The organism is Arthrobacter sp. SLBN-83, assembly GCF_006715285.1.
Lineage (GTDB): Bacteria > Actinomycetota > Actinomycetes > Actinomycetales > Micrococcaceae > Arthrobacter.
The window spans coordinates 4,118,140-4,132,757 of sequence record NZ_VFMX01000001.1 but is presented as its reverse complement, the minus strand read 5'-3'; the positions used below and the strand labels follow the sequence as shown (position 1 = coordinate 4,132,757).

Annotated in this window: 14 protein-coding genes; 13 read left to right on the top strand and 1 reads right to left on the bottom strand. The window is 66.0% G+C overall.

The genetic code is table 11. The features are described 5' to 3' along the window. The first annotated feature begins 4 nt into the window (after positions 1 to 4). The 12 genes from murG (at position 5) to dnaE (ending at position 13,366) form a co-directional block, all read left to right on the top strand. Positions 5 to 1,105 carry an undecaprenyldiphospho-muramoylpentapeptide beta-N-acetylglucosaminyltransferase gene (gene murG / locus FBY30_RS19320; RefSeq protein ID WP_142134331.1) on the top strand — a complete coding sequence of 367 codons (1,101 nt, stop codon included), beginning with the start codon at positions 5 to 7 and terminating at the stop codon, positions 1,103 to 1,105. Beyond that, entirely contained in the window at positions 1,102 to 2,478 is a 1,377-nt protein-coding gene (gene murC / locus FBY30_RS19315) for a UDP-N-acetylmuramate--L-alanine ligase (protein WP_142134330.1), read from the top strand. The genes murG and murC overlap by 4 nt, the downstream gene beginning before the upstream one ends. Continuing rightward, on the top strand, positions 2,471 to 3,388 hold the full coding sequence (locus FBY30_RS19310) for a cell division protein FtsQ/DivIB (protein WP_142134328.1): 918 nt from the start codon (positions 2,471 to 2,473) through the stop codon (positions 3,386 to 3,388). The genes murC and FBY30_RS19310 overlap by 8 nt, the downstream gene beginning before the upstream one ends. A gap of 184 nt (positions 3,389 to 3,572) precedes the next feature. Continuing rightward, a complete protein-coding gene (gene ftsZ, locus FBY30_RS19305; protein ID WP_142134327.1) occupies positions 3,573 to 4,823 on the top strand; it encodes a cell division protein FtsZ in 1,251 nt (416 codons plus the stop codon). An 8-nt stretch (positions 4,824 to 4,831) separates the two neighbouring features. Then, positions 4,832 to 5,521, top strand: coding sequence for a peptidoglycan editing factor PgeF (gene pgeF, locus FBY30_RS19300; RefSeq protein ID WP_142134325.1), 690 nt, complete (start codon positions 4,832 to 4,834; stop codon positions 5,519 to 5,521). Further along, positions 5,514 to 6,275, top strand: a complete 762-nt coding sequence (locus FBY30_RS19295) for a YggS family pyridoxal phosphate-dependent enzyme (RefSeq protein ID WP_142134324.1) — start codon at positions 5,514 to 5,516, stop codon at positions 6,273 to 6,275. Before pgeF ends, FBY30_RS19295 begins: the two co-directional genes overlap by 8 nt. Before the next feature lie 90 nt (positions 6,276 to 6,365). Beyond that, entirely contained in the window at positions 6,366 to 6,896 is a 531-nt protein-coding gene (locus tag FBY30_RS19290) for a cell division protein SepF (protein WP_141160844.1), read from the top strand. Between the two features lie 132 nt (positions 6,897 to 7,028). Beyond that, positions 7,029 to 7,316, top strand: a complete 288-nt coding sequence (locus FBY30_RS19285) for a YggT family protein (protein ID WP_142134322.1) — start codon at positions 7,029 to 7,031, stop codon at positions 7,314 to 7,316. A gap of 174 nt (positions 7,317 to 7,490) precedes the next feature. Then, positions 7,491 to 8,174, top strand: coding sequence for a DivIVA domain-containing protein (locus FBY30_RS19280; protein ID WP_142134321.1), 684 nt, complete (start codon positions 7,491 to 7,493; stop codon positions 8,172 to 8,174). A gap of 93 nt (positions 8,175 to 8,267) precedes the next feature. Further along, a complete protein-coding gene (gene lspA, locus FBY30_RS19275; protein ID WP_142134320.1) occupies positions 8,268 to 8,840 on the top strand; it encodes a signal peptidase II in 573 nt (190 codons plus the stop codon). Continuing rightward, on the top strand, positions 8,833 to 9,759 hold the full coding sequence (locus FBY30_RS19270; RefSeq protein WP_142134318.1) for an RluA family pseudouridine synthase: 927 nt from the start codon (positions 8,833 to 8,835) through the stop codon (positions 9,757 to 9,759). Before lspA ends, FBY30_RS19270 begins: the two co-directional genes overlap by 8 nt. A 49-nt stretch (positions 9,760 to 9,808) precedes the next feature. Next, positions 9,809 to 13,366, top strand: coding sequence for a DNA polymerase III subunit alpha (gene dnaE / locus FBY30_RS19265; protein WP_142134317.1), 3,558 nt, complete (start codon positions 9,809 to 9,811; stop codon positions 13,364 to 13,366). Between the two features lie 89 nt (positions 13,367 to 13,455). Here dnaE and FBY30_RS19260 read toward each other — a convergent pair whose 3' ends face one another. Beyond that, positions 13,456 to 13,956 (bottom strand): flavin reductase family protein, encoded by a 501-nt coding sequence (locus FBY30_RS19260; protein ID WP_142134315.1) that lies wholly within the window; start codon positions 13,954 to 13,956, stop codon positions 13,456 to 13,458. Between the two features lie 127 nt (positions 13,957 to 14,083). Here FBY30_RS19260 and FBY30_RS19255 point away from each other — a divergent pair, with 127 nt between their 5' ends. Then, positions 14,084 to 14,617, top strand: a complete 534-nt coding sequence (locus FBY30_RS19255) for a hypothetical protein (RefSeq protein WP_142134314.1) — start codon at positions 14,084 to 14,086, stop codon at positions 14,615 to 14,617. Position 14,618 lies beyond the last annotated feature (1 nt).

Here is a 14,618-nt window from a genome sequence, read left to right as displayed (position 1 = left end):
CCAGATGACTTCGACAAAACCCTCCATCGTCCTGGCAGGCGGCGGAACTGCCGGCCATATCAGCCCATTGCTCGCAATCGCCGCCGCCATCCGCAGCGAAGCGCCCGATGCCGCCGTCCTGGCCGTCGGCACGCCCGCGGGAATGGAAACCCGCCTGGTTCCCGCCGCAGGCGTGGACCTCGCCACGATCGACCGCGTGCCTTTTCCGCGGAAGCCGTCCGCGGACCTGCTCCGGCTGCCCGGAAGACTGGCCGGCGCGGTCCGCCAGGCCGGCGCCATCCTTGACCGGGCGCAGGCTGACGTACTGGTGGGTGTGGGCGGATACGTCTGCACCCCGATGTACCTCGCGGCCCGGAAGCGCGGGACACCGATCGTGATCCATGAGGCGAACGCGCGGCCCGGACTGGCCAACAGGGTGGGAGCCTTCCTGGGCGGACGGGTGGCTGTGGCTTTCGACGGCACACCCCTCCGCAACGCCGCGCACGTGGGGATGCCCATGCGCAAGGAGATCTCCGGCCTTGACCGGAAGGCAGCCCGTACAGCGGCGCGGGAGGCACTGGGGCTTGATCCCCAGCAGCCAACCTTGATCGTCACCGGCGGATCATCCGGGGCGCAGAGCATCAACCGGACCATTGCGGCCGCCGTTGGCATGCTTGCCGAGGCCGGCGTCCAAACCCTGCACATCACCGGCCGCGGCAAAACCGTCCTGGACCAGGCCGGGCAGCCCCTCACGGCCACGGGGTACCGCCAAGTGGAGTACATCGACGGAATGGAACTTGCCTATGCTGCCGCCGACCTGCTCCTGGCACGGTCCGGTGCGGCCACGGTGTGCGAGGTTGCCGCGGTGGGCGTCCCGGCGGTCCTGGTGCCCCTGCCCATCGGTAACGGGGAACAGGCGCTGAACGCAAAGGGCCTGGTGGCGGCGGGCGGTGCACTGCTGGTGGCTGACCGCGACTTCACGGCTGCATGGGTTGAGCGCGAGCTGATTCCGTTGATCACCGACAAAGCACGCCTCGCCGCCATGGAAGCCAAGTCCTACCGGCTCGGCATCCGAAACGCCGACCAGCGAATGGCTGGTCTTGTCCTGGAAGCGGTATCAGCATGAGCCCCCACAACACGCCCGGCCTGGACTCCCTTGGAAAGGTGCACTTCATTGGCATCGGGGGAGTAGGCATGTCCGCCGTGGCCCGCATCATGGTGGCACGCGGCGTCCCCGTCAGCGGCTCCGATGCCAAGGACCTGCCGGTCATGGCAGACCTCGCCGCTGCCGGAGCGCGCATAGCGGTGGGCTACGCAGCCGGCAACCTGGGCGACGCGCAGACCGTCGTTGCCGGATCCGCAATCCGCGAAGACAATCCTGAACTGGCGGCAGCGCGGCAGGCGGGGCTGCCGGTGCTGCACCGTTCGCAGGCGCTGGCGGCCACCATGGGCGATGACGTCGTGGTGACAGTGGCCGGAACGCATGGCAAGTCCACCACGACGTCGATGATCACCGTCCTGCTCCGGGCAGCCGGACTGGATCCCAGCTTCGCCGTGGGAGCCAATATCCCCGCGCTTGGCGTCAACGCCGCCCACGGGACCTCGGGAATCTTCGTCGCCGAGGCAGACGAATCAGACGGCTCCTTCCTGAACTACCGGCCCCGCATCGCCGTCGTCACCAACGTGGAGCCTGACCACCTTGACTACTACGGCACCGCTGAAGCCGTGTACCAGTCCTTCGACCGGTTCACCGGGCTGCTGCCTGCGGAGGGCCTGCTGGTGGCTTGCGCAGACGATCCAGGTGCCCTGGCCCTCGCGGAACGGACCAGGGCACGGGGCAACACACGGGTGGTCCTGTACGGCACCGGCGGGGCCGCGGACATCAGGCTGGACGACGGCGGCCCGGGCCAGGTTGCGGTGGCAACAGGCGGTGCCCGGTACGGCCTGTCGCTGCAGGTTCCCGGACGGCACAACGCCCTGAACGCCGCTGCCGCCTTTGCCGTTGCCCTTGAACTGGGTGTGGACCCGGCAGCAGCAGCCGAGGGCCTGGCCCGTTTCTCCGGCGCCTCCCGCCGGTTCGAGCTGAAGGGCGTGGAGCGGGGGGTGCGGGTGTTTGACGACTACGCCCACCACCCCACTGAAGTCCGTGCCGCCCTGGCCGCAGCCCGTTCGGTGGCAGGGGGCAATAAGGTGCACGTCCTGTTCCAGCCGCACCTGTTCTCCCGGACCCGCGAGTTCGCGGCAGAATTTGCCGACGCCCTCAACCTGGCAGACACCGCCCTGGTCCTGGACATCTACCCCGCAAGGGAAGATCCCATTCCCGGGGTCACCAGCCAGCTCATTGCCGACCACCTCACGGAGGGCGGCCGGTTGGTCAGCGCAGAGGACGCGGTGAAGACGCTCGCCGGAGTGGCAGGGGAAGGGGACGTTGTCCTCACCGTTGGTGCGGGCGATGTTACGGCCTACGGGCCCCAAATCGTGGAGGCGCTGCGTGCCTAGCTCCCGCCGTCCCACTTACGCCCCGCCCAAACGGAACACCCGCCCGGACTCCGGGGAGGGTGCCAGCGCGCCGAAAGAGGCGACCGGCGCCGCCGCCGGGGACGTAATTACCGCGTCGCGCAGCATCCCGGACCAGGCGGCGCAGAAACCCGCCCGGAAGCCGGCGAAGGAGCAGAAACCTGCCGGGGCAACTGTCCTGGCGTTCCCCGAGCCGAAGGGCCGGCGGCGCCGGAAGAGAGTCCTGCTCGCCGTCGGAACCGTGATTGCGCTGGTGGCCGCCCTGCTGGCCGCGGCAGTCTATTCACCTGTCCTTGCCCTCAAGACAGTCGCAGTCTCCGGCACCCGGCTGCTCACCCCGGAGCAGGTACAGGCGGCTCTGGAACCCCTGCGCGGCAAGCCGCTGCCGCAAATCAGCGACGACGATGTGCGCGGCCTGCTCGGCTCCCTGATCCAGGTGAAATCCGTTTCCGTCGAGGCGCGCCCGCCATCCACCCTTGCCGTCGCCGTGCACGAGCGGGTACCCGTGGCCCTGGTCAAGCAGGGGGAGCAGTACCAACTGGTGGACGTCGACGGCGTGCAGTTGGGCACCACCGATGATCCCGCGTCCGCCTCCCTGCCCGTGATCGACGGCGGCGCCGGGGCCATCGGCCAGGACCTGTTCCGCGCCACCGCGGCGGTCCTGGGGGCGCTGCCTGCCGACGTCCTGGCCAAGCTGTCCAATGCCTCAGCGCAATCCGTGGACGCCGTGGAACTCAAGCTGGTGGACGGCCAGACCATCGTCTGGGGCAACGCCTCGGAGAAGGAACTCAAAGCCAAGGTCCTGGCCGCGCTCCTCAAGGCTCCGGCGGATCCCAAGAACCCGGTCAAGGTCTACGATGTCAGTGTGCCCCGGCACCCCGTGACGCGCTGAGCGCTTTCTTTCCCGGTATTAATCCGACACGCGGACCCGGTTATTGAATGTGTGTTCCAGAGGAAATACCGTCACAGACAAGAGTTACTTGACATAACTCTAACCTTCAACTGGAGGGTTAGGGTTGAGGGTTTCAAGCTCACCATCAGTTTTCGCAATAAGACACGAACAAGGGACACGTAACGTGGCAGCTCCGCAGAATTACTTGGCCGTCATCAAAGTCGTCGGCATCGGCGGCGGTGGCGTGAACGCAGTCAACCGCATGATCGAGGTCGGCCTCAGGGGTGTTGAGTTCATCGCCATCAACACCGACGCCCAGGCTTTGCTGATGAGCGACGCGGACGTGAAGCTCGACGTCGGACGCGAGCTGACCCGCGGCCTGGGTGCGGGCGCCAACCCCGAGGTGGGCAAGCAGGCCGCCGAGGACCACGCGGACGAAATCGAGGAAGTCCTCCGCGGCGCCGACATGGTTTTCGTCACCGCCGGCGAGGGTGGCGGTACGGGCACCGGCGGCGCGCCGGTCGTTGCCCGCATCGCCCGCTCGCTTGGAGCCCTGACCATCGGTGTGGTCACCCGTCCGTTCACCTTCGAGGGCCGCCGTCGTGCCGGTTCGGCCGAGGCAGGCATCGATGCCCTGCGCGACGAGGTGGACACCCTGATCGTGATCCCCAACGACCGGCTGCTCTCCATCAGCGACCGTAACGTGTCCGTCCTTGACGCGTTCCGCTCCGCCGACCAGGTCCTGCTCTCGGGCGTCCAGGGCATCACAGACCTCATCACCACGCCGGGCCTGATCAACCTGGACTTTGCAGACGTCAAGTCCGTCATGCAGGGCGCCGGTTCAGCCCTCATGGGCATCGGCTCCGCCCGGGGCGAGGACCGCGCCGTCAAGGCAGCCGAATTGGCCATCGCCTCGCCGCTGCTGGAAGCATCCATCGACGGCGCGCACGGCGTGCTGCTGTCTATCCAGGGCGGCTCCGACCTTGGCCTGTTCGAGATCAACGAGGCCGCGCGGCTGGTCCAGGAAGTGGCCCACCCCGAAGCCAACATCATCTTCGGCGCCGTCATCGATGACGCCCTTGGCGATGAAGCGCGCGTGACCGTGATCGCGGCCGGGTTCGACGACGTCAAGGCCACCTCACCCTCCATGGACCAGTCCCAGCCGCAGGCCGCCCCGCAGCGGCCTGCTGCCCCTGCCGCCGCTCCGGCCTCTGCGCCGCAAAACGGAAACCACCAGGGCAACGGAAACCACCAGCAGAACGTCCAGCCGCTCCACGCCGGCATCGGCGCCGCGGGACTCAGCAACTGGGGCCAGCAGCGTCCCTCGGCCGTCCCCGCGGACTCCGGCTTCGACGTCGACCTGCCTTCCGTGGTGGAGCCGGACCTGACCGGAAACCACCCGGATGACCTGGATGTCCCCGACTTCCTGAAGTAGGCGCTGGCTTGTTCCATTGGCGTGCCGACATCCTGCCCGGGGTGTCGGCCGCATTCACCAATGTGGATGCAGGAAACCTGGCCCTGCACGTGGGGGATGATCCCGCTGCGGTCCAGGGCCGCCGCGCACGCCTGGAGCAGTCCATCGGTGTGGCTCCGCAGTCGCTGCGCTTTATGAATCAGGTCCACGGCACCACGGTGGCGCTGATGGACGCGCAGTCGCCGGCCCCTGAAGCCGACGCCATGGTGTCCCTCGGCCTGCCCCTGGCGGTCATGGTGGCGGACTGCATTCCGGTGCTGCTGGCGGGGGAGTCCGGCAACGGCCCGGTCCTTGCCGCCGTCCATGCCGGCCGCCCCGGTGTCGCCAACGGCGTCCTGCCAGCCGCGGTGGAGCGCATGGAGTCCCTCGGTGCCTCCCGCATCCGTGCCTGGCTGGGGCCGTCAATCTGCGGGTCCTGTTATGAAGTTCCCGCTGCCCTGCGTGAGGACGTGGCCGCCTTGGTTCCCGCAACCCGGAGCACCACGTCCTGGGGCACCCCCGCCCTTGACCTTCCTGCCGGGGCAAGGAGCCAGCTGGAAGCCGTTGGGGTGGACGTGGAATACGCGGGCCCGTGCACGCTCGAGACGGAAACGCTCTATTCATACCGCCGGGACAGCAAGACGGGCCGTTTCGCCGGACTGGTCTGGTGCCATGACTGAGCTTTCGGTTCCAGGTCAGGGCCAGGGCGAAGACACTCGCACGGCGGAACTGGCCCAGCGGCTTGCCGCAGTACGGGCCCGCATCGCCGCGGCGGCTGAAAGCGCCGGCCGCAGCGGGCGGTTGCCCGCCCTGATCGTGGTCACCAAGTTCCACCCGGCAAAGGACATCCGGCGGCTTGCAGGCCTGGGGATCAAGGATGTCGGTGAGAACCGCGACCAGGAAGCCGCCGCCAAAGCCACGGAACTGGCCGACCTTGCCCTCACGTGGCATTTCGTGGGCCAGCTGCAGACCAAGAAGGCCAAATCGGTGGCACGCTATGCCTCCGCGGTCCACTCGGTGGACCGGACGCAGCTCGTGGATGCGCTGGCAAAGGCAGTTCGGAACGAGATGGAGTCCAGCGGCCGCGCCCCGCTGGACTGCTTCATCCAGGTCAGCCTGGAAGATCAAACGGACGACGCCGGCACGCACCGCGGCGGGGCAGCCCCGGCCGATGTGCCGGTCCTGGCGGAACGGATCGCCGCCGCCGAAGGCCTCAACCTGGCGGGCGTGATGGCGGTTGCGCCGTTGGGGGTGCCGCCGGAGCCGGCGTTCGAAAAGCTTGCCGGCATCTCCTCAAGGCTCGTGGTGGATTACCCCGCTGCGACGGCCATTTCCGCGGGCATGAGCCAGGACCTGGAGGCAGCGATTACGTTCGGGGCGACACACCTGCGAATCGGTTCCGATATTCTCGGTTCCCGTCCCGCCGTGGGGTAGCGTCGGACCTATTGGAAGTGATGGGCGGGGGACTCCAGTGCTGTCAAATCATTGGGCGGCCCGCTTACGGGACACGATTAGGAGTCGACCATGGCCGGCGCTCTGCGCAAGACAATGATCTATCTTGGGCTCGCCGACGGCGACGAGCATTACGAGCCCGAGCAACAGACCACACGTAAGGATGAGGACGAACCGATGGAAGTTGACCGCGAGGAACGCCGTGCCCCGGCACCGGTCCGCGAAGTCAGCCGCGAGGCGTCCTACGCCCCTGAAGAGGAATACCGCGCCCCTGTGACCCCCATTAAGCGTGCGGCCTCGAGCCGCGAAGAGAACACCGGTCTGCGCCAGATCACTACCATCCACCCGCGCTCCTACAATGATGCCAAGCTCATCGGTGAGAGCTTCCGGGACGGGATTCCGGTAATCATGAACGTCACGGACATGGGTGAGGCAGACGCCAAGCGCCTGGTGGACTTCTCCGCGGGCCTCGTCTTTGGCCTCCGGGGCAGCATCGAGCGGGTGACCAACAAGGTGTTCCTGCTCTCACCGTCGTATGTCGAAGTGATCGGTGACGACAAGAAGGCCAGTGATACGCAGGCCAGCTTCTTCAACCAAAGCTGAACATCAGCGCTCGTCAGATGCCAGGCAGGGACACCTGTCTGGCATCTGTGCTGAAATAGACAAGACAACGGCAGTACAACAGCGGCATCCATCACGGACGCGCCGCACGAATATGGAGATATGAAATAAGTCATGGGAATTGTTTTCGGACTTCTCTATCTCGCCCTGCTGCTGTTCTTTGTCGCCCTCATCATCCGCCTGGTGTTCGACTGGGTGCAGATGTTCGCCAGGGAATGGCGCCCGAGGGGCGCGGCCCTGGTGGTGGCACATGCCGTGTACTCCATCACGGATCCTCCGCTTAAGGGACTGCGGCGGCTCATACCCCCGCTCCGGCTCGGCGGTATTTCCCTGGACCTCGGCTTCCTGATCCTGTTCATCGGCGTCAGCATTGCGATGAGCGTCACCAGGAGCCTGGCCTGAGCCAGCAATTAGACCGGCAATGCAGGTTGTTCCGCTTGTGAGCGGCTACTGTAAAGCGAAGAAACCTCCGGTTTGACACTGCAGTGTTGAATTAGAGTAAGCAGACCAAATTTAGGTACCGTAGTTTTGACGGCCGGAAGGCCTACTGACTAACCAGACCAGTGAGGTGACCAGATGGCTTTGACGCCAGAAGACGTTGTCAACAAGCGCTTTCAGCCCACCAAGTTCCGTGAGGGCTATGACCAGGACGAGGTTGACGACTTCCTGGACGAAATCGTCGTTGAACTCCGCCGCCTGAACCAGGAAAACGACGAGCTCCGCAAGAAGCTCGCCGAGGCCGGTTCCAGCGTGCCGGCAAGCTCCGCTGCCGCGCCTGTGGTGGAGAAGGTCCCCGCGCCGGTCAAGGCCGACAAGGACGAGGCCCGCGAGAAGGCAGAAGCGGAAGCCAAGGCTGCCGAAGCCAAGAAGAAGGACGTCGAGCCCGCTGCCCCGGCTGCTGCCGCCCCGGCCGCGCCCGCAGCTGTCGCCACTCCCTCCGCCGAATCGGCTGCTGGCCTGCTTGCGATGGCACAGCAGATGCACGACCGCCACGTCGCCGACGGCCAGGCACAGAAGGACAAGATCATCGCCGAGGCGCAGATCGAAGCCAGCAGCCTCGTCAACGACGCCCAGGAAAAGTCCCGCAAGATCCTCGGTGCACTCGAGCAGCAGCGCTCGGTCCTGGAGCGCAAGGTGGAGCAGCTCCGCGGCTTCGAACGCGATTACCGTTCACGCCTGAAGGCCTACATCGAGGGCCAGCTCCGCGACCTGGATGCCCGTGGCTCCGTTGCAACGCCGGAAGTCAGCGAAGCGAACTAAGCCTGGCAGCACGTATTCTGAAAGCCGGTGGCTGAGGATTCCTCGGCCGCCGGCTTTTGGCATTGACGCCCAGTTCCCCGAATTGAAAGCACCATGACTGACGAAATTGCCGCCGACGCGGCACGCCCTGTCCCTCCCTCGCACCGCCCCCGCCGGGCAGTCCTGCTGTCCCTGTTTGCCGGCTTCGCGGTTTTCGCCTATGTCCTGGACCAGCTGACTAAACTCTGGGTGACCTCCACCATGGTGGAGGGTGAGCGGATCCCCGTGTTGCCACCCCTGCTCCACTGGTATTTCATCCGCAATTCAGGTGCGGCGTTTTCCATCGGCGAGAACGTCACCTGGGTGTTTTCCATCATCATGGCCGGTGTTGCCATCGCCATCCTGTTCCAGGTCCGGAGGCTGGGCTCAGCCTGGTGGTCGCTGGCGTTGGGCCTGTTGCTTGGCGGCGCCCTGGGCAACCTCACGGACCGGCTTTTCCGGGAGCCGTCCTTTGGCATGGGGCACGTGGTGGACTTCATCCAGCTCCCCAACTTCGCCATCTTCAACATCGCCGATTCCGCAGTGGTGTCCGCCGTCGCCATCATCTGCATCCTGACCCTGCGGGGGATCGCCCTCGATGGAACGCGGCTGGGTAGCGGACACAAGGACAAGCCCGGCCATGAGTGAGCGCATCGTCGTCGCCGAAGAATTTGGCGGCACACGGGCCGACGCCGGGTTGGCCGGCATCCTGGGCGTGTCCCGTTCCGTTGCCGCGTCCCTGCTGGCGGAAGGCCATGTGCTGAACAAAGGCAAGGCGTTGCCAAAGTCGGCAAAACTCGTGGCCGGGGCGGTCCTGGACGTCACCGTCCCGGAACGCCGGGACCCGCTCGAAGTCGTGGAGGAAGCTGTGGAAGGCCTGAACATCCTGCTCGACGATGACGATTTCGTTGTCGTTGACAAGCCCGTCGGCGTGGCAGCGCATCCTTCGCCCGGCTGGGTTGGGCCCACCGTAGTGGGCGGACTCGCCGCAGCCGGCTACCGTATCTCCACCTCCGGCGCCCCCGAGCGGGCCGGCATTGTCCACCGGCTCGACGTCGGGACCTCGGGGGTAATGGTGGTGGCCAAGTCAGAGCGGGCCTACACAGCCCTCAAGCGGGCGTTCAAGGAACGCACCGTGGACAAGGTGTACCACGCGGTAGTGCAGGGCCTGCCGGACCCCCTGACCGGTACCATCGACGCTCCCATAGGCCGCCATCCCGGGCACGACTGGCGCTTCGCCGTCATCGAGGACGGCCGCCCCTCCGTGACGCACTACGAGGTCCTGGAGGCATTCGGCAAGGCAAGCCTGGTGGAGGTCCACCTCGAAACCGGGCGGACACACCAGATCCGCGTCCACTTCTCTGCGCTCCGGCATCCCTGCGCCGGTGACCTGACGTACGGTGCTGATCCCCGCCTGGCCGCGAACCTGGGGCTCACGCGGCAGTGGTTGCACGCCCGTGAACTCGCCTTTGACCATCCGGTAACGGGGGAGCGCGTCACCGTCACCAGCGGCTATCCGCAGGACCTGGCCTATGCCCTGGAAGTGCTGGAATCCGGCCAGGCCTGACACGCGATGCCTGGCAGGACAGCGCGGGGGCAGCGCTTAGAATAGTGCGGTGAGTTCCAGCAATGATTCGTTTGTCCACCTGCACACCCACACCGAATATTCCATGCTGGATGGAGCTGCCCGCCTGGGGGAACTGTTCGATGAAACCGAGCGGCTGGGCATGCCGGCGCTGGCAACCACCGACCACGGCTACCTGTTCGGCGCGTTCGACTTCTGGCAGAAGGCCAAGGCCAAGGGCATCAAGCCGATCATCGGCGTCGAAGCCTATGTGACTCCCGGAACTGCACGAACTGACAAGGAACGTGTGCGCTGGGGCGATGAATCCCAGCGCAAGGACGACGTTTCCGGCGGTGGCTCCTACACCCACATGACGCTCCTGAGCTACAACAACGTGGGCATGCGGAACCTCTTCCGCGCCTCATCCATCGCCTCCCTGGACTCCGTCTTTGGCAAGTGGCCGCGGCTGGACCGGGAATTGCTGAACACCTACTCCGAGGGGCTCATCGCCACCACGGGCTGCCCCTCCGGCGAAGTCCAGACCCGGCTCCGGCTGGGCCAGTACCGGGAAGCACTCGAAGCCGCGGCCGAGTTCCGGGACATCTTCGGTGCGGAGAACTACTTCTGCGAACTGATGGACCACGGGCTGGACATTGAACGGCGGGTCACCGGCGACCTGCTGCGGCTGGCCAAGGACCTGAACCTGCCACTGGTGGCCACGAACGACCTCCACTACACGCACGAACATGACGCAAAGGCGCACGAGGCGCTGCTGGCCATCCAGTCAGGCTCCACGCTGCTGGAACCCACCTATGACAACGGCGGTTCCCGGTTCGCCTTCTCCGGCAGCGGCTACTACCTCAAGTCCCCGCGGGAAATGCGCGAACTGTTCCGCGACCACCCCGATGCCTGCGACAACACCCTGCTGATCGCCGAGCGCTGCGAGGTGTCCTTCAACACCGACGCCAACTTCATGCCGCGGTTCCCCTGCCCGCCGGGGGAAGACGAGACCTCATGGCTGGTCAAGGAAGTGGACAAGGGCCTGCAGTACCGCTACCCCGGAGGTGTGCCGGACGCGGTCCGCAAGCAGGCGGACTACGAACTCGGCGTCATCACCTCCATGGGCTTCCCGGGCTACTTCCTGGTGGTTGCAGACTTCATCAACTGGGCCAAGAACAACGGCATCCGCGTAGGTCCCGGGCGTGGCTCGGGTGCAGGTTCCATGGTGGCGTACGCCATGCGCATCACCGACCTGGACCCACTGCGCCACGGCCTGATCTTCGAACGGTTCCTGAACCCGGACCGCGTCTCCATGCCCGACTTCGACGTCGACTTCGATGACCGGCGCCGTTCCGAGGTCATCGACTACGTCACCCGTAAATACGGTGATGAGCGCGTGGCGATGATTGTCACCTACGGCACCATCAAGACCAAACAGGCCCTCAAGGACTCCTCCCGCGTGCTGGGCTACCCCTTCAGCATGGGCGAGCAGCTCACCAAGGCACTGCCGCCGGCCGTCATGGCCAAGGACATTCCGTTGGCGGACATCCAGAACCCCGAATCCAAGCGATACAGCGAAGCGGGGGACTTCCGGCAACTGATTGCCACCGACCCCGAGGCTGCCAAGGTCTTCGAGACGGCGTTGGGCATCGAAGGCCTGAAGCGCCAATGGGGCGTGCACGCGGCCGGCGTCATCATGTCCTCGGACCCCATCATCGACGTCATCCCGATCATGCGCCGTTTCCAGGACGGCCAGGTGATCACCCAGTTCGACTACCCCACGTCCGAGGGCCTCGGCCTGATCAAGATGGACTTCCTGGGCCTGCGGAACCTGACGATCATTTCCGACGCCCTCGAGAACATCAAGATGAACCGCGGCATCGACCTGGACCTGGAAAACCTCGAGCTGGACGACGCCGCGTCCTACGAGCTCCTGGCCCGCGGCGACACCCTGGGCGTGTTCCAGCTCGACGGCGGCCCCATGCGGTCGCTGCTCAAGCTCATGAAGCCTGACAACTTCGAAGACATTTCCGCCGTCCTGGCGCTCTACCGGCCCGGCCCCATGGGCGCCAACGCGCACACCGACTATGCGCTGCGCAAGAACGGCATCCAGGAAGTCATCCCCATCCACCCTGAGCTGGAGGAACCGCTTAAGGAGATCCTCGGAGGCACCTATGGCCTGATCGTGTACCAGGAGCAGGTCATGGCCGTGGCGCAGAAGCTGGCCGGATACTCGCTGGGCCAGGCAGACATCCTCCGCCGCGCCATGGGCAAGAAGAAGAAGTCCGAGCTGGACAAGCAGTTTGCCGGCTTCTCCCAGGGCATGCAGGACAACGGCTACTCGATGGAAGCGGTGAAGACCCTCTGGGACATCCTGCTGCCGTTCTCCGACTACGCCTTCAACAAGGCCCACTCCGCCGCGTACGGGGTCATTTCGTACTGGACCGCCTACCTCAAGGCCCACTACGCTCCCGAATACATGGCCGCCCTGCTGACCTCGGTGGGCGACGACAAGGACAAGTCCGCGATCTACCTCAACGAATGCCGGCGCATGGGCATCACGGTGCTTCCGCCGGATGTTAATGAGTCCGCCCTGAACTTCACCCCGGTGGGCAACGACATCCGCTTCGGCATGGGGGCGATCCGCAACGTGGGTGCCAACGCCGTTGAGGCCATGGTGACCGCGCGCGAGAGCGAGGGCGCGTTCACCTCCTTCAAGGACTACCTGATGAAGGTTCCCGCCGTGGTCTGCAACAAACGGACCATCGAGTCCCTCATCAAATCGGGTGCCTTCGACTCGCTGGGCCACCAACGCCGCGCCCTGGCGATGATCCATGAAGAAGCGATCGACTCCGTCATCACCCTGAAGCGAAACGAGGCAATTGGCCAGTTCGACCTCTTCGCCGGTTTCGAGGAGGCCGAATCGGAGGCCTCGCTGAGCATCGAAATCCCGGACCTGCCCGAGTGGGAGAAAAAGGACAAGCTCTCCTTCGAGCGGGACATGCTGGGCCTGTACGTCTCGGACCACCCGCTGCAGGGCCTCGAGGGGCTCCTCAGCCAGCACGCCGAAATGAGCATCACCACCATCCTGGGTGAGGACGGGCCGCAGGATGGCGCCATCATCACCATCGCCGGCATGATCACCTCACTGAGCCGGCGCATCGCCAAAGCCAGCGGCAACGCCTACGCGCGGGCCGAGGTGGAAGACCTGGGCGGCTCCATCGAGGTCATGTTCTTCGGCCAGGTCTACGGGCCCATCGCATCCGTGCTGGCCGAGGACCTGATCGTGGTGGTCAAGGGCCGCCTGCAAAAGCGCGACGACGGCGCCATCACCTTGAACTGCATGGAGCTGTCCGTGCCGGACCTGAGTGAAGGGCTGCACGGGCCCCTGGTGATCACCATGCCCACCCACAAGGCCACCGAAGCGGTTGTCACCGAACTGGGCGATGTGCTGCGCACCCACCGGGGCAACTCGGAGGTCAGGCTGCACCTGCAGGGCGACACCCGCACGGAAATCATGGGACTTCCCGTCCACCTCCGGGTCAACCCCAGCCCGTCGCTGTTCGGCGACCTGAAGGTCCTGCTGGGTCCGGCCTGCCTGGACGCCTAGGACTGGACGGCTGACAAAGACGCGGACGACGGCGGGAAGCACCTCCCGCCGTCGTCCGCGTCTTTTGGTTCGGGCCGGTTTACCCGGGGCTAGATTTCATAGTCGAGCGGCACCGGTTGCCCGTAGGCACCACCGTGGTATAGCAGTGGCGACCCTTCGCCGCCCACCTGGCCGTCCACCACCTGGACCACCACCACTGCGTTGTTCTCGAAGGAGAGGCGCATTTGCACCTCGCCGATCAGCCACCCGGCGACGTCCTTGAGGATGGGAACCCCGTGCGGACCGGCCTCCCAGTGGTTGCCCTCGAACCGGTTGCCGGGCCGGGCGAAGCGCGCTGCCAGCTCCTGGTTCTCCAGCCCGAGCATGTGCACGCCCAGGTACTGGGTGTTGGCCACCGCGGGCCAGGACCTGGAACTGCGCGCCATGTTGAAGGTGAAGCGCGGCGGCTTGGCAGACAGGGACGCCACGGAGGTGGCGGTGAAACCGTAGGGCTCGTCCTGGTAGTTCACGGTGATGATGGCGACGCCCGCAGCGTGCCGGCGGAACATCTCCCTGAAGGTCTGCTCGAACGGCTCGCTGTTGTCGGTCACCGGGACTCCTGTACTAGGGGGCGTATCTCTTTCTCCAAGCGTATTGGCCCGTGGTCGCGGCGGGAAAACCGGCGGCGCCGTCAGCACTCAGCATGGCGTTCCAGGAAGCTTTGTTAAGGTGTGTTGCATGACAAACTTCCCCCGCCCCGCCAGGCGGCTGCTGCCATGGCCCCTGCTGCTGGTCCCGGCGGCGGCGGGAATTCCGGCTGGACTCCTGTGGTGGCTCCTGGCGCCGGGCGGGTTGAACCTGATCACGCGCGATCCCGCCTTAGCCTCCGGCAACGCCCCCCTTGTCTGGCTGCCGCGGGACCTTACGCTCGCCGGCATCCTGGTGCTGGCCGGCTGTCTGCTGGCCGTGTTCCTGGCCGACGGCAAACGCCCTGACCCGCAGGCGGCGCTGCTGGCCGGCCTGGTGGGAGCTGCGGCCGGCAGCCTGGTGGCCTGGGGGACAGGCATCCTGGCAGCCCGGCTGTGGGGCCCGGCAGTGGATGCCTCAGCCAACGCGAGCATTGCCTTCTCGCTGCGGGCATGGCCGGTGCTGCTGCTGTGGCCTGCCGCCACCGCCGTGTCGGTCTTCGCCCTGGAACTGGTGGGCGCGGCGGGCAGGAAGCCCGGCGCCGGCGGCCCCGCAACGGGCGGCACCATCAGCCCCGTAAAATAGA

Excerpts from the sequence above, each read along its gene's own strand:
- murG (WP_142134331.1), top strand. The coding sequence starts at position 5 with ATGACTTCGACAAAACCCTCCATCGTCCTGGCAGGCGGCGGAACTGCC.
- murC (WP_142134330.1), top strand. The coding sequence starts at position 1,102 with ATGAGCCCCCACAACACGCCCGGCCTGGACTCCCTTGGAAAGGTGCAC.
- FBY30_RS19295 (WP_142134324.1), top strand. The coding sequence starts at position 5,514 with ATGACTGAGCTTTCGGTTCCAGGTCAGGGCCAGGGCGAAGACACTCGC.
- FBY30_RS19290 (WP_141160844.1), top strand. The coding sequence starts at position 6,366 with ATGGCCGGCGCTCTGCGCAAGACAATGATCTATCTTGGGCTCGCCGAC.
- FBY30_RS19285 (WP_142134322.1), top strand. The coding sequence starts at position 7,029 with ATGGGAATTGTTTTCGGACTTCTCTATCTCGCCCTGCTGCTGTTCTTT.
- FBY30_RS19280 (WP_142134321.1), top strand. The coding sequence starts at position 7,491 with ATGGCTTTGACGCCAGAAGACGTTGTCAACAAGCGCTTTCAGCCCACC.
- lspA (WP_142134320.1), top strand. The coding sequence starts at position 8,268 with ATGACTGACGAAATTGCCGCCGACGCGGCACGCCCTGTCCCTCCCTCG.
- FBY30_RS19270 (WP_142134318.1), top strand. The coding sequence starts at position 8,833 with ATGAGTGAGCGCATCGTCGTCGCCGAAGAATTTGGCGGCACACGGGCC.
- FBY30_RS19255 (WP_142134314.1), top strand. The coding sequence starts at position 14,084 with ATGACAAACTTCCCCCGCCCCGCCAGGCGGCTGCTGCCATGGCCCCTG.